The organism is Bacillus sp. Xin1 (assembly GCF_013314535.1).
In the GTDB taxonomy this organism is placed as follows: domain Bacteria; phylum Bacillota; class Bacilli; order Bacillales; family Bacillaceae_G; genus Bacillus_A.
In genome coordinates this window covers 49,678-65,783 of record NZ_JABUAE010000004.1, presented here as the reverse complement: position 1 = coordinate 65,783, position 16,106 = coordinate 49,678, and the positions used below count along the sequence as shown (strand labels likewise).

Sequence of the window (16,106 nt, the reverse complement as noted above, 5' to 3'; positions counted from 1 at the left end):
TATCACTCACTTTCCTTATGTTATTTTCAGTTTATGAAGAGAGCCTAGAAAAATAGCATGTTTACAGGAAAAAAGAAAAAGATACTATTTTTTATAATGAATTATTTTTCAATTACGTTATTTACAAAATGTAATATATAATAAATGAGGCAATTATTCATAAAAAAATTGAGGTGTTTACAAAATTGATGTTTTTTGGAAGTGTTACACTTATTTTATTCTTTATTTTTCTATTCTTTTATTTAAGGGATCCTAGAAGTTTAGTAATCGGATTTTTATTTAACCTATTTTTTTGCTCATCGCTTATCCTTTTCCTTTATTTAGGTTTCAGCTCAAATTATGCGATATTGAGAATTATTGCAATTATACCGTTTATTATCATTTTCTTAATGCTGACCTTTGGTGTATTCGCATTAATGATTGGACTATTTCTTAACGCAAGAATCTTAATGAGAAAAGAGGGACGTCGTTTATCTAATTGTTTAACTTTAATCGCTGGAATTGGTATGTTACTTGCTATGTTGGCCTTAATAGTTGAGCCAACTCGATTTTTCTCTCCTCATTTCCAGCCGATTTTTGCAGGAGTATTTTTGATTATGATATATTTCTTTTTCCATATATCAACTTTCTTAACGGCTTATTTTTTATATCAATTTAATAAACCACGACGCAATCAAGATTTCATTATCGTTCTTGGCAGCGGCTTAATTAATGATAAAGTACCTCCGCTTTTAGCGAGTCGAATTAATAAAGCGATTGATTTTTACTGGAAACAGGCTGCTGTCACTACTCCGCCTACAATCATTTTCTCTGGTGGACAAGGACCGGATGAAAATCTCCCTGAAGCGGAAGCAATGCAAAAATACGCTGTTGAAAAAGGAATTCCGATTGAACATACAGTTCAAGAAAATCGTTCCGTTAATACGTACCAAAACATGCTCTTCTCAAAACAAATTATGGATTCATTAAAAGACAAGTATAAGAGCATCTTCACAACGAATAATTTCCATCTATTCCGTGCTGGATTATACGCAAGACAAGCTGGGCTCAACAGCCAAGGAATCGGTTCAAAAACCGCTTTCTATTACTGGCCAAATGCGATGATTCGGGAATATATTGCAATTGTTGTAATGAGCCGAAAGTTCCATACGAAAGTTGTAGGAGTCATTTTAGGTTTCTGTATCTTCTTATCTGTAATTAGCTTTTTATTTAGTTAATTTACAAAAAAGCCTTCCTCTCTTAAGGAAGGCTTTTCTCTATATGTAAAAATATACAATATCATATTTTGGGATACAATATGTATGAAAAAAGGTTGAATTTTTACATGTAGCGGAGGGATTGTATGATACGTATTAATAGAGAAGGATGGAGCGTCATTCAAAGTCTCTTTACATTTGGCTTACTAATCAGTACGGCTTTTATTCCAATGATTCTTTACGTTGTATACGGGTTACAGTTATCTAGCGGCTTTGAAGGATATTGGCCATCTATTTTATTTTATACTACCTATATAACTGGTGTATTGATTTGGATACCTATCGTTAGTAAGATTGGTATTCATCAATCATTATACTGTGCTGTTTTCATTGCTATGATATCTATAATAAGTGTCGCCTTCTTTAAAGATTCTTCCCTATGGATCGAAGGAAGTGCACTCGTTTCTGGTTTTTCCATTAGTACTATTTCTGCAATGACGAGCACTTTTTTATTTCGCCATGTAGAAGGAGGCGGAAAAGTTTTTAACAATAATCAACAAGCACTGCTTATGTTCATTGTTTTCTTCTTGTTAATTACATTTCTTTTCGCAATTAGTTTCATACCCTTGTTCATATTAACCCTAATATATGGAGGTTGCTTAATTCATGTCGTCTTTTTTATAAGAAAAATGCCACAAATAAAAAAAACGACAGACATGCCCTCCGTTCCAATTACAGGCGCAATCATACAGTTTTTATTATTTTCTCTATTCGTTATTCTGCTGCGTGCGAGTCGTTATACGAGCAATGACCAGCTCATAATCTTGTTTCTAATTATGGCTATATTGCTTATTGGTTTCATGTTTTTCAAATTATTAAAAGGTGAATTTTTCCATAATATTTCTTCATCATTACCAACGAAACTAAAAGCCGAATCCTTTTTGCTTGGGTTTGGAAATGGTTATTTATTTGTAATCGGGCTATTTTACGGTTTTACATTTTATAACATTTTAACTAGTATTTTTATTGTGGTTGTTCCTTATTTATTAGGGCTGTTACTGTCTACATTGTTAAACAATACAACTGTTAAGAAAATGAATCTAGTACATATTTTTCTATTGAGTACATTTTTAATGTTATTCGGATTCTATTCACCCATATTTATTATCCTAAGTGTAACTATTGGAAGCTATACATTTAACATAATTTCTTCCCAAAATAATATGAAGGTATATACCCATAACCCTTCACATAGAGAACTTTCATTACTCATTCATACAACATGGAGATCAATTGGAAATCTGTGTTTACAATTCTTTGTATTCGTTGTAATTGTGACCGTTGGAATCTACTACAATACTCCGTGGTCTCAACTTTTCCAAACAATTGCCGGAAGGAATAAGTTACCAATACCAGGACTACCAGCACCGTTATTAATGTCTATTTTAGCACTCTGTTGTTGGCTCGGAATGGTAGTTTTAGGTGTTTGGATTGGTAAAAAAACTGCTCCAAAAAAGGGGTAAGAGTGGTTATAAAAAAATGAGGAACTTCCCATATGTCAGTGAAAGCTGACTTATAGACAGTCCTCTTTTTGAATATAAAAAATACAACTTTTATATACTCTTAGGAAGGAATCAGCAATTGATTACACGTAAAAAAGGCATTAATGATAGGTGAACTTTCTTTAAACGCTAAATGGATATGGCGATATTGTTTCTGCTTTAATTTTTTCATTTCAATATTTTTATGCGATTTAAAAAACAACTCAGGCCCCATTGTAATTCCAATATTTTGCGAGACCATGTTCACGATTGTTTCGCAATTTAGTACTTCTAATATAATGTTTGGACGTACTTGATAATCAGCTAAATTTTTTATCACTAGTGGCTGATACGGACCTTTTGGCATAATAAAATCCATTCCATCAATTTGCTGAACATCCACTATTTTTTGATTCATCAATGAATGATTTTTCGGTAACCCTAATACGATTTCATCTTTGCTCACCGGGATTGATTTTATTTGTTTATTTGTATTCGTTTCTAATATAAACCCTATATCAACTGTACCATTATTAATCCATTCCGCTACTTCTCCGTATGTCCCCTCGAATAATAAAACTTTCACACCTGAGTAACTCTGTTTAAGATGCAATAACATGGCAGGTAATATTTGAGCTGCCGCACTTGTAAATGCTCCGATTTTCAATGTGCCTTCCAACCGATTATTTTGCATGGATACTTCTTGTTTAATAGCCACTTCGCTCTTCAAGACATTCTGAATATGTGGAAAAAGACGATTTGCAAACTCAGTCATTCTAATCTCAGATTGCTTATTCCGGTGCAGCAAAGGATATCCTAATTCTTTTTCTAAACTCGCAATCGCATGACTCACAGCTGATTGCGTCATATTCAATTGTTCTGCTGCTCTAGTAAAATTACCTAACTCTACTACCTTTTGAAACACTTCATATCTAGCTATCGTCATGAGTTTTATTCATACCTCCTATGTAAAATATGAATTTCACTAATTTCATTATACTCGTTACGATGAAATTAGAACAAATCATCAAAAGGAGGACTCACATTGAATAAAATTTTTTTATTAACATTTGGGATATTCGCACTAGGAGTAGATGCTTATATAATGGCAGGAATCTTGCCTCAAATCGCCCATGATTTTCATGTTTCAATCGGGACTGCTGGACAAACCGTAAGTATCTTCACAATTTGTTATGCGATTGCAGCGCCTTTATTTGCTACATGTATGAAAAAGACAAACACAAAACATACATTATTGGCAGCATTATTCCTTTTTACATTCTCTAACTTCCTGACCGCTGTAACTCATCATTTTATTATTCTATTAATTTCTAGAGGCCTAGCTGGCATAGGTGCTGGCCTATACTCACCATTGGCGTCGTCAGCTGCTGTTACATTAGTTTCTGAGAAAAGAAGAGGAAGAGCTTTAAGCACCGTTTTACTCGGAATGAGCGCTGGTACTGTAATTGGCGTTCCGTTCGGCATCTATATTGCTTCTATTTATGAATGGCGCATAGCGATGTGGTTTATCGTTATCATTGGGACGATCGGGATATTTGCTCTCTTTGCTAAATTTCCTATGATAGAATCTAGACCTTTACCAACGCTAAAAGAACGGTTAAATATGTTTAAAAATAAAAAGATTTCACTCGTCATGCTTATCACAATGGTATTAAGTTTTTGCAGTTTAGGTTTATACACATACTTAGATACCATCATTACTGCATATGGATTTCAAAAATCTATCATGTTTATTTGGATGTGGGGAATTGGTGGTATTGCCGGAAGTTTTATAATTGGGTTTATAATGGATTTCTATAAGAAGCCAAAAATCATATTACTGTACTTAATGGGAATCATGTTTTTCTCGTTTATATGTATGGGGATTTTCCATGAAACTGCATTATTGTTAGCTATATGCTTAATTCTTTGGGGAAGTACAGGGTGGGCGGCACTCGCTACTCAGCAAAAAACACTCTTAGAAATTAGCCCAGATCATGCTACCATTTCAATTGCTTTACTTAGCTCTATTAATTACTTAGCTGGTTCAATAGGGACTATGACAAACGGAATATTTTTAGAGAAAGGAATAGAACCTGTTACTTTGCCTTTTATAATAGCCGGTATATTACTTTTGGCTATAGGAGGACAAATCCTTCTTATAGGTAAGAAAATTGTAACAGTACGTGAATCTCACTAAATTATGATTCAAAAACAATACGCCCCTATCTCCTTCTTATAAGATAAGGGCTTATTACTAACATAATCTCTTATGCTCTATTCCGCATACTTATGAAGCCTGGTTACTAGATCTTGAAATTGAAAGGGAATATACAAGAAATAAGGGTATAATGGTATAAAGTGAAACTTTAATCAGTGGGGGTTCCTTGATTCCCCATCTAACTTCTTTGCTCTCGCTGAATTGTAAAGTAGGAGTATGAATCATAAATAGCAGGATACATAATAACAATGAAACACCAAGAAATATTGAAATATAGATATACAGAACTACGATACATCTTAAGAAAGGCTGATTCAAGTGATACTAAAGAAAAAAGTCTATAAGAAAAAGCGATGGATAATTCCTATTTCGGTTATTGGTATTCCTACATTGGCTGTATCTATAATGAATCAGTTTACACCTGCAATTAGAGCAGCAGTAATGAAGAAACTTTTCGAGGCAAAGCCTTTTGCATCACCTAAAAATATGGAAACGATAAGAAAGCAAGTTATTGTAAAAAAAGATATTGTTTATGACAAGGATGGACTTGATAATAGTATTTTAGATATTTACTATCCGAAAAATTTGAATGAGAAGCTCCCTGTTATTATGTGGATACATGGCGGTGGCTTTTTATCTGGTAGTAAAGAACAAACACAAGAATACGGAATGGCATTAGCTAACGAGGGATATGTAGTTGCAAATATAAACTATGCGATTGCACCGCGGCAAAAATATCCAGGTCCTATCATTCAAGCAAATCAGGCACTGCAATATCTTCAGAACAATATTGCAGAATACGGTGGCGATATGAATAGATTATTCATAGGAGGCGATTCCGCGGGTGCTCAAATCGCTAGTCAAACTGCCGCACTTATGTCCAATGAAAGACTAGCAAAAACGATGGATATTCATCCTTCTATTGATAATAAACAAATAAAAGGTCTTCTTTTGTTTTGCGGGCCTTATAGCATGGATAGATTAGATAATCCTGAATCATCAGCAATCGGAAAATGGATGGTGCATACAATGTTTTGGTCATATACAGGAGAGAAGGATGTAGCATCTTTTCCTAGACTCAACGAATTGTCTACAGTCCATCATGTAACACCTAATTATCCACCTGTCTTTTTGACAGTTGGAGATGCCGATCCTTTGGCACCACATTCAGCCGATCTTATAGACGCGCTCAAAAAGAATGGTGTAGAAGTAGAAAGTGTTTTATTTGACGGAACAAAATCTGAATTAGGTCATGAATATCAATTTGATTTCACTTCACCACATGCTGAAAAAACGCTCGGAAAAACCATCGAATTCCTAAATAAACATAAATAATTATATTTGTTACTTATATATTATATCACTCACACAAAAGTCCAAGAAGCATCTACTCTGCTTCTTGGACTTTCCTCTATCTTCTCTTCGTAATTTTCCCTGAACCACCAACCCTTGTTTTAGGGGGAGATGTATTTCTAGGCGGGCTTTTAATCGATGATTTTGGTTTTACATCAGATCCACTAGAACCACCTGGTGATTTCGTGATTTTCCCTTTTTTCTCTGTAGATGGCGGAACCGTCTTTGTTCCTTTTTCGATAATGCTTCCTTGGTCTCCTACAGATGGTTTCGGCTCAATCTTATCGCTTCTTTTAATAATAGAACCCTTACCTTGTTTTGTAATAGGCGGTGGTGTTTGTTTTTCTTCTTTTGTAGGCGGCCTGTCTGGAATAACCGGTTTATGATTTTTCCGATCTGTATATCCTCGGTAATCGCCATGATACGATTTACGTGAATCAAATATATCATTTAATATACTCGCCATAATATATCCTTGTAAAAAGGACGGTTGATAATTTTGGCGAACGTATTCTTTATTACTAATTTCAATTAATGTATCAGACGGTTTTTCTTTATCCTTCTGAAGATTATATAACTTATCAGAATAGACAAGGAACATCTGATTTTCATCTTCTTTAGATACTTGCTTCGGCTTTTTCTCATCAATCAGTTCTTTTGCAACTTCTGGAACTGACCGATTAGCAGCCCTATACACATAAGATTCTTGCTTACCATCTTTTGCGACGGATTCTAGTGGATAACGATCTTGAATCGATTTTTCACTTTGACACCCTGATAAAGCATATCCAGCAATTACAAGTAATGTAACGCTGGCAAGTATAGGGATTACGAACGATTTAATCATGGTAAACAATCGGTTTGACATGATTATGCCCCCTTACGTTGCCCTTATAATTTGTACATCAGCAGGAAGAATCGATTCTCCCTCATACATCATTGTACGTCCGTCTTGCCACTCAATGCGAAGTAGCTTCCGGTTATCAGATTGAAACTCCCACACATATTGTTCATCAGAGACAGCAAACGGTGTTTTTCCCATCACAACAACACGGCCGCTATATTGTTCTTCCATATGATACTCGATATCATCCATTTCAATTGTCGTTGGAATCTCATCTATCGAATCTAACCGACCATCAATTGGTGTATACAACTTATAATACGTACTTTCACGATTTTCAATTTTTAAATAGCGAATTGTTTTCCCGTCCTGTAATGTTAAGACAATTTCATTCCGAGAATGCATGCTTGTTCTTCCAATCAATTCATACATAACTAATGAAACTTCAATCATATCGCCAGGTGCTAACGTGAGTAACGATTTCTCTGGTTTCACAGGCTCTGGACTTTTTATTATATTTTTAATACGTTTAAATAAACTCATGATTTATCCCTCCTTTTCTCGTTATAGACAAGCTGCTAAAATGAGGGCTCCAACAATATGTAACGAACCAGCTAATAAAGCATGTGCGACATGCCCTTGCTTCGTTCCCTCTTCTAAATCTAAACCAACTACTATTTTCAAAATAAATTCAATAAACATTTCTACAACTAATAAAATAACGAATGAAACCGCTGATGCAAGGAGTGCTTGCCATAAATCATTTGATTTCGTAATTGATTGTGACAAAATATATCCTTGTGCAAATAATTTCATAATAAAGCGTGTTGTAACGGCCATGTTTCCTTGTTTCATTTCTGCTAAATCGTTGTATTTTGTAAAAATAGAATCAACCCACATAAGTGCAAATAAAAGAACAGCACTTGCTCCTGTCCATACAAGCATGGCTAACACATTCATCCATGTCATACAAAAACCTCCTCCTAGAAAAATAATATGAAAACCGACATGATTGCTTTCCATGACATGCCGGTTTCTTTATCTACTATATATCTATTTTGATTTCCCACATCTAAAATACAGCTTTGAAAACAAAAACAGGCTTCCTCTCTTTTCCTATTTCTGTTCTCACACGGCAGGGGATCCAAAAGAGCTCTGACCGCTCCTACACATGGCCGGACGCTCTCTTCCACCAAAAAAGAAAGGTTTTTAGTCCTTCATTTATATATTATTACTTCTCATACTGCTTCATAATACGTGCCAATTCATCATCCACAGCTGAATTTTTATTTAAAGCCGCAAATTCCTCATCTAATGACTTTTCTTTTTTGTAAATTTCGCCGCTTGCCTCTGCTTCAGCTTCTAATTGAAGAGCTTTTTCTTCCATACGGCTTAGGCCTGCTTTTGCAGTATTGGCATCGAATCCAGACATCGCTTGATTAATGCTCTTTTGCGCTTTCGTAGCATTTACACGTGCTACAAGTGTTTCACGTTTATTTTTGAGCTCGGTTAATTGCTTACGCATTTCTTCTAACTTCGCACGAAGGTTATCAGCAGCTGCTTTATTTTGCTCATAGCTCGCTTTATATTCATTCATCTTTTGCTCTGCATTTTGCTTTTCCTCTAAAGCACGGCGCGCAAGATCAATATTATTCGCTTGAACAGCCATATGTGCTTGTTCTTCACGTTTCTTTACAAGTGCTTCTTGCTCTTCAAACAATAATTTAAACTTTTTCTCAAGCGCAATTTGAGCTGCTACACTCTTCTCAGCTTCTTGTACATCCTGTTGCATATCGCGTAAATATTGATCCGTCATCTTAACTGGATCTTCAGCTTTTTCAATTAGTGCATACACATTTGACATTGTTAAGTCTCTTAATCGCTTAAATACAGACATTCATATTCCTCCTATATATTTCCTCATATTTCAAATTCATGTACTTCCCGTAAAAACTTTCTTTTTACCAGAATAATGTTCATTACCAAATCCTACATATTTATTATATTAAAACGAAGATGTCCTTACCTATTATTTTCCAAATACGCAAATTATAATATGACATTTCCTTCTCAACATTTCCTCTCCACTATTAAACATATGAAAATCCCCTTATACATTAGTTATCAATACATAGTTTCTATTGTTGTATAGATTCTTTCTATAATTCATTCCTTAAAAAGGAGCTTATAATTAAGTCAATCATTCAAAATACATTTACAGAAATACTAAGAAATTTATTAAGATTGGACTTTCAAAATATACTTAAAAGCGGTGAACAAAATGCAAAAAGTTGTTGGGATTATTGGTGGCATGGGGCCTTTGGCGACTGTTGATTTAATGAATAAAATTATTTCTTATACACCTGCAATGAAGGATCAAGATCATATCCATATCATTGCAGACAACTATTCTCAAATACCTGATCGGACAACGGCTATTTTGGGAAAGGGAGTGGATCCGACCCCATACATTGTACAATCAGCGCAGCGACTGCAAAACGCTGGTGCGGAGTTTCTTGTTATTGCGTGTAATACCGCTCATTTTTTCTATGAAGCAGCTAAAAGGTCCGTTAGTATTCCGATCTTGCATATGCCTTTAGAAACGGCTCGTTTTGTACAAGAAAATAATTTTAAAAAAGTAGGTTTGTTAGCTACGGATGGGACGATTAAGACGGAACTATACCAAAACAGTTGTCAAAGTTACAAGATTAATGTCATTGAGCCTGATAAAGAAATGCAAGAAAAAGTGATGGAAGGAATATATGCTATAAAAAGTGGAAATTTAGAAACAGGATTTTTATATCTTTCAAAGGTTGCTGATAAATTGAAAGAGAGCGGAGCTGAGGCTATTATAGCAGGCTGCACAGAGGTTCCTCTTGTATTGAAATCATCCGAAAATATTTGCGTTATTGATCCAACAGAAATTGTAGCTAAAATGGTTATTAAAATAGCTAATGGAACAGAAAAAGAAATAATAAAAGTGTAATTTATAAGTTGGGAATGCGGCAGAATTGTTGCATTCTTATTTTATGAATATTTGATGCATACGATTTACGTGTACATGTTATAGTAAATGATAATAGAGAGCTACAGTAAGGAGCGTTTAGAAATGAATATTGAAAATATTGAAGCTTTTATATATGTTTGTCAACTTGGTAGTTTCAATAAAGCCGCCGAAGCTCTTTATTTAACCCAACCTTCTGTAACAGCACGTATTCAATCACTTGAACGTGAAATTAATATAAAGCTTTTTCATCGAAATGGCAATAAGATTTCCTTAACTGAAAAAGGAGAGTATTTTTTTCCACATGCACAAAAAATTTTGCAATCTTATCAGGAAGCTAAGTATGGATTGCAACAAGTAACAATCCCATATGACTTGGTAATTGGGAGTGCTTTATCAATATCTAATAATATCCTTCCTGAGATTTTACCTGGTTTCAAATCTGAATTTAAGGATGTTAAAATAAAAATTGTAACGGGTCATTCACAAGACATCTTACAGAAGGTTATTAATAAAGAAGTTGACTTTGGCATCGTACGAACAGAAACACATCCTCAAGTAGAATCAATTCGTCTTTATAATGACCCTATTGGCCTTTTTGTGCCTCGAAATCATATATTTTTAAAAGAAGAAAAAGTAACAATAGAACATGTAAGTAAACAACCCCTTATCTTTTTTGATTATGGATCAATGGATTGGCTCATGATTCATCGGCTATTTTCAGGTAATGATGTAAGCCCGACTATATCTTTAGAAGTAGATAATATGGAAACAGCGAAAAATTTAGTGATTCAAGGGATGGGCATTAGCTTTTTGCCTGAACATTGTGTCAAACAAGAATTAGAAAATGGAGAATTGATCCGAGTGGAAATGGCACCTCCAGTGAAAATTAATATTAGTATTGATTTTATCTATTTAAAAGGCAGACCAAAATCTGTTTTTATTGACTTTTTAAAAGATAAGATGTGTAAATAAAAACAAACTGATTGGTATATCAATCGGTTTGTTTTTGTTCTGGAGTTGATAGGTATGGGGTTCTGACGTATACCTATCAAGCTAAGAAAACAGGTCACCCCCAAACGATAAAATAACCTTCTCTGTTATAAGAAGGTCTAAAATTTCGTTCTGGGGGTGCTACAAAATTTTAACTTGATAGCGATGTGGCGATACTCCATCTATAGCTTATACATATACAACTTACAGAACCTATCATTACAAGGGATACCCCTTCTTCTCTTTAAAACCTATATACAACTCTATACACCTTATTGTAATTTCTTCCAGATTCACTTTCTTTTATCACACTTTTAACCATTTTCACTAAATTACAGAATTGTAATGTTACTGTAAGCTACCTCGATAGTTATAAAAACGTTATTTTTATAAAATGAAATCAGAAGCCGAGGTTACAACCAAAACACTTTTGCTTCTTCATATTTTAAGAATCAATACAATGTATATTTCCCTCTTAGTACCTGCATTGTATTCACTATATCGTATATAAAAAGGAGACAAGAAAATGAAAAAATTAGTAGGAATCGGGTTAGCAGCAGCAATTTCATTCGGAGCATTATCAGGCTGTTCGTTATTAGGTGAAAAAGCAAATGGTATGGTTACTTACGGAAGTGAACAACAAGTTAACAATGTAATCGATAAAAACAAATCTGATATAAAAGAAAAAAACACATATAGAATGAAACTTTCAACATTAAATAATAAGAAAGTGCTTGTAATGGATAAAAAAACTGGTGAAGAACTAGTGAAAAAAGAACTTATCAAGAAAGTAGAAAAAGAAGACACAAAAGCAATCGATAAACTGCCAGCAGTAACAGCGGATCAAGGTATATTATTTGCGAAAGAAGAAGTAGCAAATGCGACAATTGATGGAGCGAAATTAAAATACGAAGGCAACACAATTATCGGTGATGCACGTTCTTATGCAGATATGTTTGCAATCGTTGATGATGCAGCATACGGAGATGTGAAGGGCGAAGAAAAATCTGTAGGTGTACTGAAATTTGATAAGGACCCTAAAGATAAAATCCAAGATACAACTAAAGAAACAGAAGCCGTACAACTTGTTAAAATTAAAAAATAATAAATAGAAAAAAGCTTTGCGAAATTCGCAAAGCTTTTTTCTATTTATTCACGACCTGCTCCATATCGGGACTACAACTCTTTGACTGACATGATTTATTCAAGGAACATGCTGCACATTTCCCTTTTCTACTTCTCTTTACAAAATTGAATAATGTATACCCTGCATAGCCAAAAATGACAGCTCCAATAACAATATTGACCATCATTATGATACATCTCCTTCTAGAATCCAAGCATGGATCCGACTTGGTATATAATGAGCGTTAATACATAGGCAATGATAAGTGGATACACAACAGAGAAAATCGTCCATTTTACAGATCCAGTTTCACGACGAATCACAGCTACTGTCGCTAAACATGGAACATATAATAAAATGAAAAACATGAACGCATATGCTGATAACGCAGTATAGTGCGCTCCCATTACGTTTCCTAATACATCTTCTTTCACCGCATAAATAATGGCCATTGTAGAAACAACAACTTCTTTTGCTAAAAATCCTGTTAAAAGTGATGCTGCAGCTTGCCATGTTCCAAAACCGAGCGGTGCTAAAATTGGTGCCACGAACCCACCAATCATCGCTAAGAAACTATCTCCCATATCTACGCCAAATCCAGATGGACCAGCATAGTTGAGTAACCAAATGACAACAGATCCACCAAAAATAAATGTACCAGCTTTACGTACGAAACCTTTTCCTTTTTCCCACGTACTCAGCCACAATGTTTTTGCTTGTGGCATACGATAAGGCGGAAGCTCAATCACAAAAATAGACTTTTCTTCTTTTAAAACAGTCATAGACATTACCTTTGTAACTAATAGCGCAAGTACAATCCCTGCAATGTATAACGAGAACACAACACTCGCTTGGCTATTCGGGAAAAAGACTCCCGCAAATAGTGCGTATACAGGCAAACGTGCTGAGCAAGACATAAATGGTGTTACTAAAACAGTAAGCAGCCTTTCTTTCTCTTGTTCAATTGTTCTTGCTGCCATAATGCCCGGTACGTTACAACCAAAACCGATAATCATTGGAATAAATGCTTTTCCGTTTAAACCAAAGAACTCCATTATCCGGTCCATCACAACCGCAATCCGTGCCATATAACCGGAGTCTTCTAATAACGAAATAAAGAAAAAGAGTGCAAAGATTTGTGGAACAAACACTAAAACAGCACCAACACCGGCAATAATTCCTTCTGTAACAAGCGCTTGAATAAACTCAGATGCGCCAATACTTGTAAGGCCCGCTGTCACCCAATCCGTAAACTGCCCACCAAGAAATTCATCCAGCATATCCGACAAAGGCGTCCCAATCCACGTAAACGTAATCTGAAAAATAAAAAACATAACTGCTAAAAAGATTGGAAGTCCCAAAACTTTATGTGTAATTAACTGGTCAACTCTTTCCGAAAAAGGAATCTTTCCTTCTTTTTCATGCTGAATGACATTTGTTTTTAACTTTTCAATATACGCTGCACGTGTATTATAAATATGCTGCTCTAATGTACCATCAAGTTCTGCTTCCAGATTAGAGCGAATTGCCACAAGTTCCTTATAAATCGGTAATCTACTCACTTCTTGTTCCACAACTTCATTATTGCTTAAAAACTGAAGTGCAAGCCATCTTGGATGTTCATAATTTTCCTTGTTTAAAAGATCCATAAGCTCTGCAATTCCTGCATCTACTTGTTTACCATATGAAAGAATGAAAGGCTTTTTCGTCTTCTTCTCACTCTCATGAAGGGCAGCAAGTAACTCTTCACAGCCTTTCCCGCTTCTCGCAACAACAGGAACAACCGTTACTCCTAATATTTCTGATAATCTTTTTACATCAATAACAATCCCGCGCTGCTTTGCAACATCGATCATATTTAACCCAATTGAAACTGGTTTACCAAATTCCAGTAGTTGCAATGTTAAATGCATATTGCGCTCAAATTGCGAAGAGTCAATAATATTCAGCATATGTTGAAATTCTTCTTTTAATAGAAAGTTTGTAACAACACCTTCATCACGCGAGACAGGATTTAAATCATATACACCTGGTAAATCAATTAATGTCCCTTGCTTATTCTTTAACTTACCAATCTTTTTTTCTACCGTTACCCCGCTCCAGTTTCCCACGTATTCATAGGAACCAGTTAACGCATTAAATAATGATGTTTTTCCTGTGTTCGGATTCCCTAGCAATGCAACCTTATTCACGCTAATTCCACCTTTATCATTTTCGCGTCACAATGACGAATACTAATTAATTGCCCGCGGCATTCTAGTGTACATGGTCCCTTGAACATCGCTTTTTGTTTTACACGAAGTTCACTTCCTTCAGAAAGACCAAAAGCAGCTAATCTCCGCTTTAACAACTTATCTAACGCCTGTATATTTTTCACTAGTGCCTCTTCACCTATTTTGATGTCAACTAGACTCATAATCCCCCTCCTCAAAAGAGAATGATAATTATTTTCATACGAATTATACCATCCCTACCAATCAAGTACTATAGCCTTTTCCTTCATATTTATTAACATTTTGGGACAATTACATAGGAATAACTTTTTTGCACCATAACTCTCACCGCTCGCTAATGGCTAGACTCTCTCTTTCATCAAAAAAGAAAAGGGAGCCTCTTCTGCTATTTCCATTTCCCTACATACATATTACGGCTATGAAAATAAAAATAAACTTCCTCTCATTCCCTATTTCTGTCCTCATGCGGTATGGGATCCAAAAAGGCCCTGACCGCTTCTATCCATAGCTGGATTCTCTCTTCCCTCTAACAAGAAAAGTCTTTAATTTACGATTATCTAAACACCATTTGCCATTCTCATCCATTTCAATTACAATGAATCTAACAATCAAAGAATCTCGTTATCACAGGGGGAGCCTCGTTGCTGAGAGGGAATATAATATTCCGACCCTTAGAACCTGTTAGTTAATGCTAACGTAGGAATTGTGCAAACGTCGAAATACATCTACCTCATCATATTCTATTTACGTATTTCATATCTCCCTATGATACATTATTCTTTTTTTGTGCAACTTAGATTTAGGGGGAATGATAATATGCGTAACACCAATTTACAAGCGATGATTGAATCTGCAATCCTTGCAGCCTTTGCCTTGATCATCGATATTTTACCACTATCCATTAAACTTCCAACAGGCGGTTCTGTTTCATTTGCTATGATTCCTATTTTTATTATCGCTTACCGCTGGGGATTTAAAACAGCTTTCTTAGGCGGCTTGATTTGGGGACTATTACAAATTGTCGTTGGGGATGCTGTTATCGTTACACCAATTCAGACACTGATTGAATATTTTGTTGCTTTTGCCTTCATTGGTTTCGCCGGCTTATTTTATCAACCTATCCAACAAGCAATGGCAAATAATCAAGGTAAGAAAACAATGGCCTATATTATTGGTGCTACATTCATTGGTAGCTTAGCACGTTACTTCTGGCACTTTATCGCTGGTATTGTTTTCTGGGGACAATATGCACCAAAGGGGCAATCTGTTTTCCTATATTCATTGATTGTAAACGGTAGTACACTGCTTGCATCCTTCGCATTATGTACAGTATTACTACTGCTTTTATACACAACAGCTCCGCGCTTATTCAAAAGCGCAGATGTATATAATAGAAACACAAAAAAGAAGAGTGCCTAAATAGGTGCTCTTCTTTTTATAAACAACTCTCAATGTGTTATATCAATAATAAAAACAATAAATGCACATAAAAATATAAATACCATTACACTTAGTAAATTGCTCTTCATGGATAATCTACTCCTTAAACAACTTTATCCTCTACCAAAATTATAAATGTTAAATATAAAGATAA

At 35.0% G+C, this 16,106-nt stretch carries 16 protein-coding genes and 1 riboswitch; of the genes, 8 read left to right on the top strand and 8 right to left on the bottom strand.

Translation table 11 applies throughout. The annotated features are described in order from the left end of the window. The first annotated feature begins 188 nt into the window (after positions 1 to 188). Together HRG09_RS06995 and HRG09_RS06990 are read left to right on the top strand one after the other, a co-directional pair. Complete coding sequence (locus HRG09_RS06995; RefSeq protein ID WP_174100225.1) at positions 189 to 1,217, top strand: YdcF family protein; 1,029 nt, start codon at positions 189 to 191, stop codon at positions 1,215 to 1,217. A 209-nt stretch (positions 1,218 to 1,426) separates the two neighbouring features. Then, positions 1,427 to 2,719, top strand: coding sequence for a hypothetical protein (locus HRG09_RS06990; RefSeq protein ID WP_174100224.1), 1,293 nt, complete (start codon positions 1,427 to 1,429; stop codon positions 2,717 to 2,719). Positions 2,720 to 2,819: 100 nt separating this feature from the next. Here the strand turns inward: HRG09_RS06990 and HRG09_RS06985 are convergent, their stop codons facing one another. Continuing rightward, entirely contained in the window at positions 2,820 to 3,683 is an 864-nt protein-coding gene (locus HRG09_RS06985) for a LysR family transcriptional regulator (protein ID WP_174100092.1), read from the bottom strand. Between the two features lie 99 nt (positions 3,684 to 3,782). On the opposite strand from HRG09_RS06985, the gene HRG09_RS06980 reads away from it, so the two are divergent. Continuing rightward, the gene (locus HRG09_RS06980; RefSeq protein WP_174100090.1) at positions 3,783 to 4,937 is read left to right on the top strand and encodes an MFS transporter; all 1,155 of its coding nucleotides are present in this window, start codon (positions 3,783 to 3,785) and stop codon (positions 4,935 to 4,937) included. A 339-nt stretch (positions 4,938 to 5,276) separates the two neighbouring features. Further along, positions 5,277 to 6,293 carry an alpha/beta hydrolase gene (locus tag HRG09_RS06975; RefSeq protein ID WP_309232027.1) on the top strand — a complete coding sequence of 339 codons (1,017 nt, stop codon included), beginning with the start codon at positions 5,277 to 5,279 and terminating at the stop codon, positions 6,291 to 6,293. 76 nt (positions 6,294 to 6,369) lie between these two features. Here the strand turns inward: HRG09_RS06975 and HRG09_RS06970 are convergent, their stop codons facing one another. From HRG09_RS06970 to HRG09_RS06955, 4 genes are all read right to left on the bottom strand, one after another. Further along, positions 6,370 to 7,179 carry a DUF4247 domain-containing protein gene (locus HRG09_RS06970; RefSeq protein WP_174100088.1) on the bottom strand — a complete coding sequence of 270 codons (810 nt, stop codon included), beginning with the start codon at positions 7,177 to 7,179 and terminating at the stop codon, positions 6,370 to 6,372. A gap of 12 nt (positions 7,180 to 7,191) precedes the next feature. After that, positions 7,192 to 7,698: a DUF4178 domain-containing protein gene (locus HRG09_RS06965; RefSeq protein ID WP_174100086.1), complete on the bottom strand. Its 507-nt coding sequence runs from the start codon at positions 7,696 to 7,698 to the stop codon at positions 7,192 to 7,194. A gap of 21 nt (positions 7,699 to 7,719) precedes the next feature. Next, positions 7,720 to 8,124 (bottom strand): DUF350 domain-containing protein, encoded by a 405-nt coding sequence (locus tag HRG09_RS06960; protein WP_174100084.1) that lies wholly within the window; start codon positions 8,122 to 8,124, stop codon positions 7,720 to 7,722. A 262-nt stretch (positions 8,125 to 8,386) separates the two neighbouring features. Beyond that, positions 8,387 to 9,052, bottom strand: a complete 666-nt coding sequence (locus HRG09_RS06955; protein ID WP_174100082.1) for a PspA/IM30 family protein — start codon at positions 9,050 to 9,052, stop codon at positions 8,387 to 8,389. A 384-nt stretch (positions 9,053 to 9,436) separates the two neighbouring features. Between HRG09_RS06955 and cuyB the strand changes: the two genes are divergently transcribed. From cuyB to HRG09_RS06940, 3 genes are all read left to right on the top strand, one after another. Then, positions 9,437 to 10,141, top strand: a complete 705-nt coding sequence (gene cuyB / locus HRG09_RS06950) for a cysteate racemase (RefSeq protein WP_174100080.1) — start codon at positions 9,437 to 9,439, stop codon at positions 10,139 to 10,141. A 123-nt stretch (positions 10,142 to 10,264) separates the two neighbouring features. Continuing rightward, positions 10,265 to 11,134: a LysR family transcriptional regulator gene (locus tag HRG09_RS06945; protein ID WP_174100078.1), complete on the top strand. Its 870-nt coding sequence runs from the start codon at positions 10,265 to 10,267 to the stop codon at positions 11,132 to 11,134. 544 nt (positions 11,135 to 11,678) lie between these two features. Beyond that, a complete protein-coding gene (locus HRG09_RS06940) occupies positions 11,679 to 12,257 on the top strand; it encodes a lipoprotein BA_5634 family protein (protein WP_174100076.1) in 579 nt (192 codons plus the stop codon). A 40-nt stretch (positions 12,258 to 12,297) separates the two neighbouring features. Here HRG09_RS06940 and HRG09_RS06935 read toward each other — a convergent pair whose 3' ends face one another. Genes HRG09_RS06935 through HRG09_RS06925 form a run of 3 tightly spaced genes read right to left on the bottom strand, consistent with a single transcriptional unit; the run spans position 12,298 to position 14,694 of the window. After that, positions 12,298 to 12,465, bottom strand: coding sequence for a FeoB-associated Cys-rich membrane protein (locus HRG09_RS06935; protein ID WP_174100074.1), 168 nt, complete (start codon positions 12,463 to 12,465; stop codon positions 12,298 to 12,300). 16 nt (positions 12,466 to 12,481) lie between these two features. Beyond that, on the bottom strand, positions 12,482 to 14,470 hold the full coding sequence (feoB, locus tag HRG09_RS06930) for a ferrous iron transport protein B (protein ID WP_174100072.1): 1,989 nt from the start codon (positions 14,468 to 14,470) through the stop codon (positions 12,482 to 12,484). Then, complete coding sequence (locus HRG09_RS06925; RefSeq protein ID WP_174100070.1) at positions 14,467 to 14,694, bottom strand: FeoA family protein; 228 nt, start codon at positions 14,692 to 14,694, stop codon at positions 14,467 to 14,469. The genes feoB and HRG09_RS06925 overlap by 4 nt, the downstream gene beginning before the upstream one ends. 437 nt (positions 14,695 to 15,131) lie before the next feature. Then, a riboswitch (TPP riboswitch) is annotated at positions 15,132 to 15,233 on the top strand. A gap of 95 nt (positions 15,234 to 15,328) precedes the next feature. On the opposite strand from HRG09_RS06925, the gene thiT reads away from it, so the two are divergent. Next, positions 15,329 to 15,931, top strand: coding sequence for an energy-coupled thiamine transporter ThiT (thiT, locus tag HRG09_RS06920; protein WP_174100068.1), 603 nt, complete (start codon positions 15,329 to 15,331; stop codon positions 15,929 to 15,931). Positions 15,932 to 16,106 lie beyond the last annotated feature (175 nt).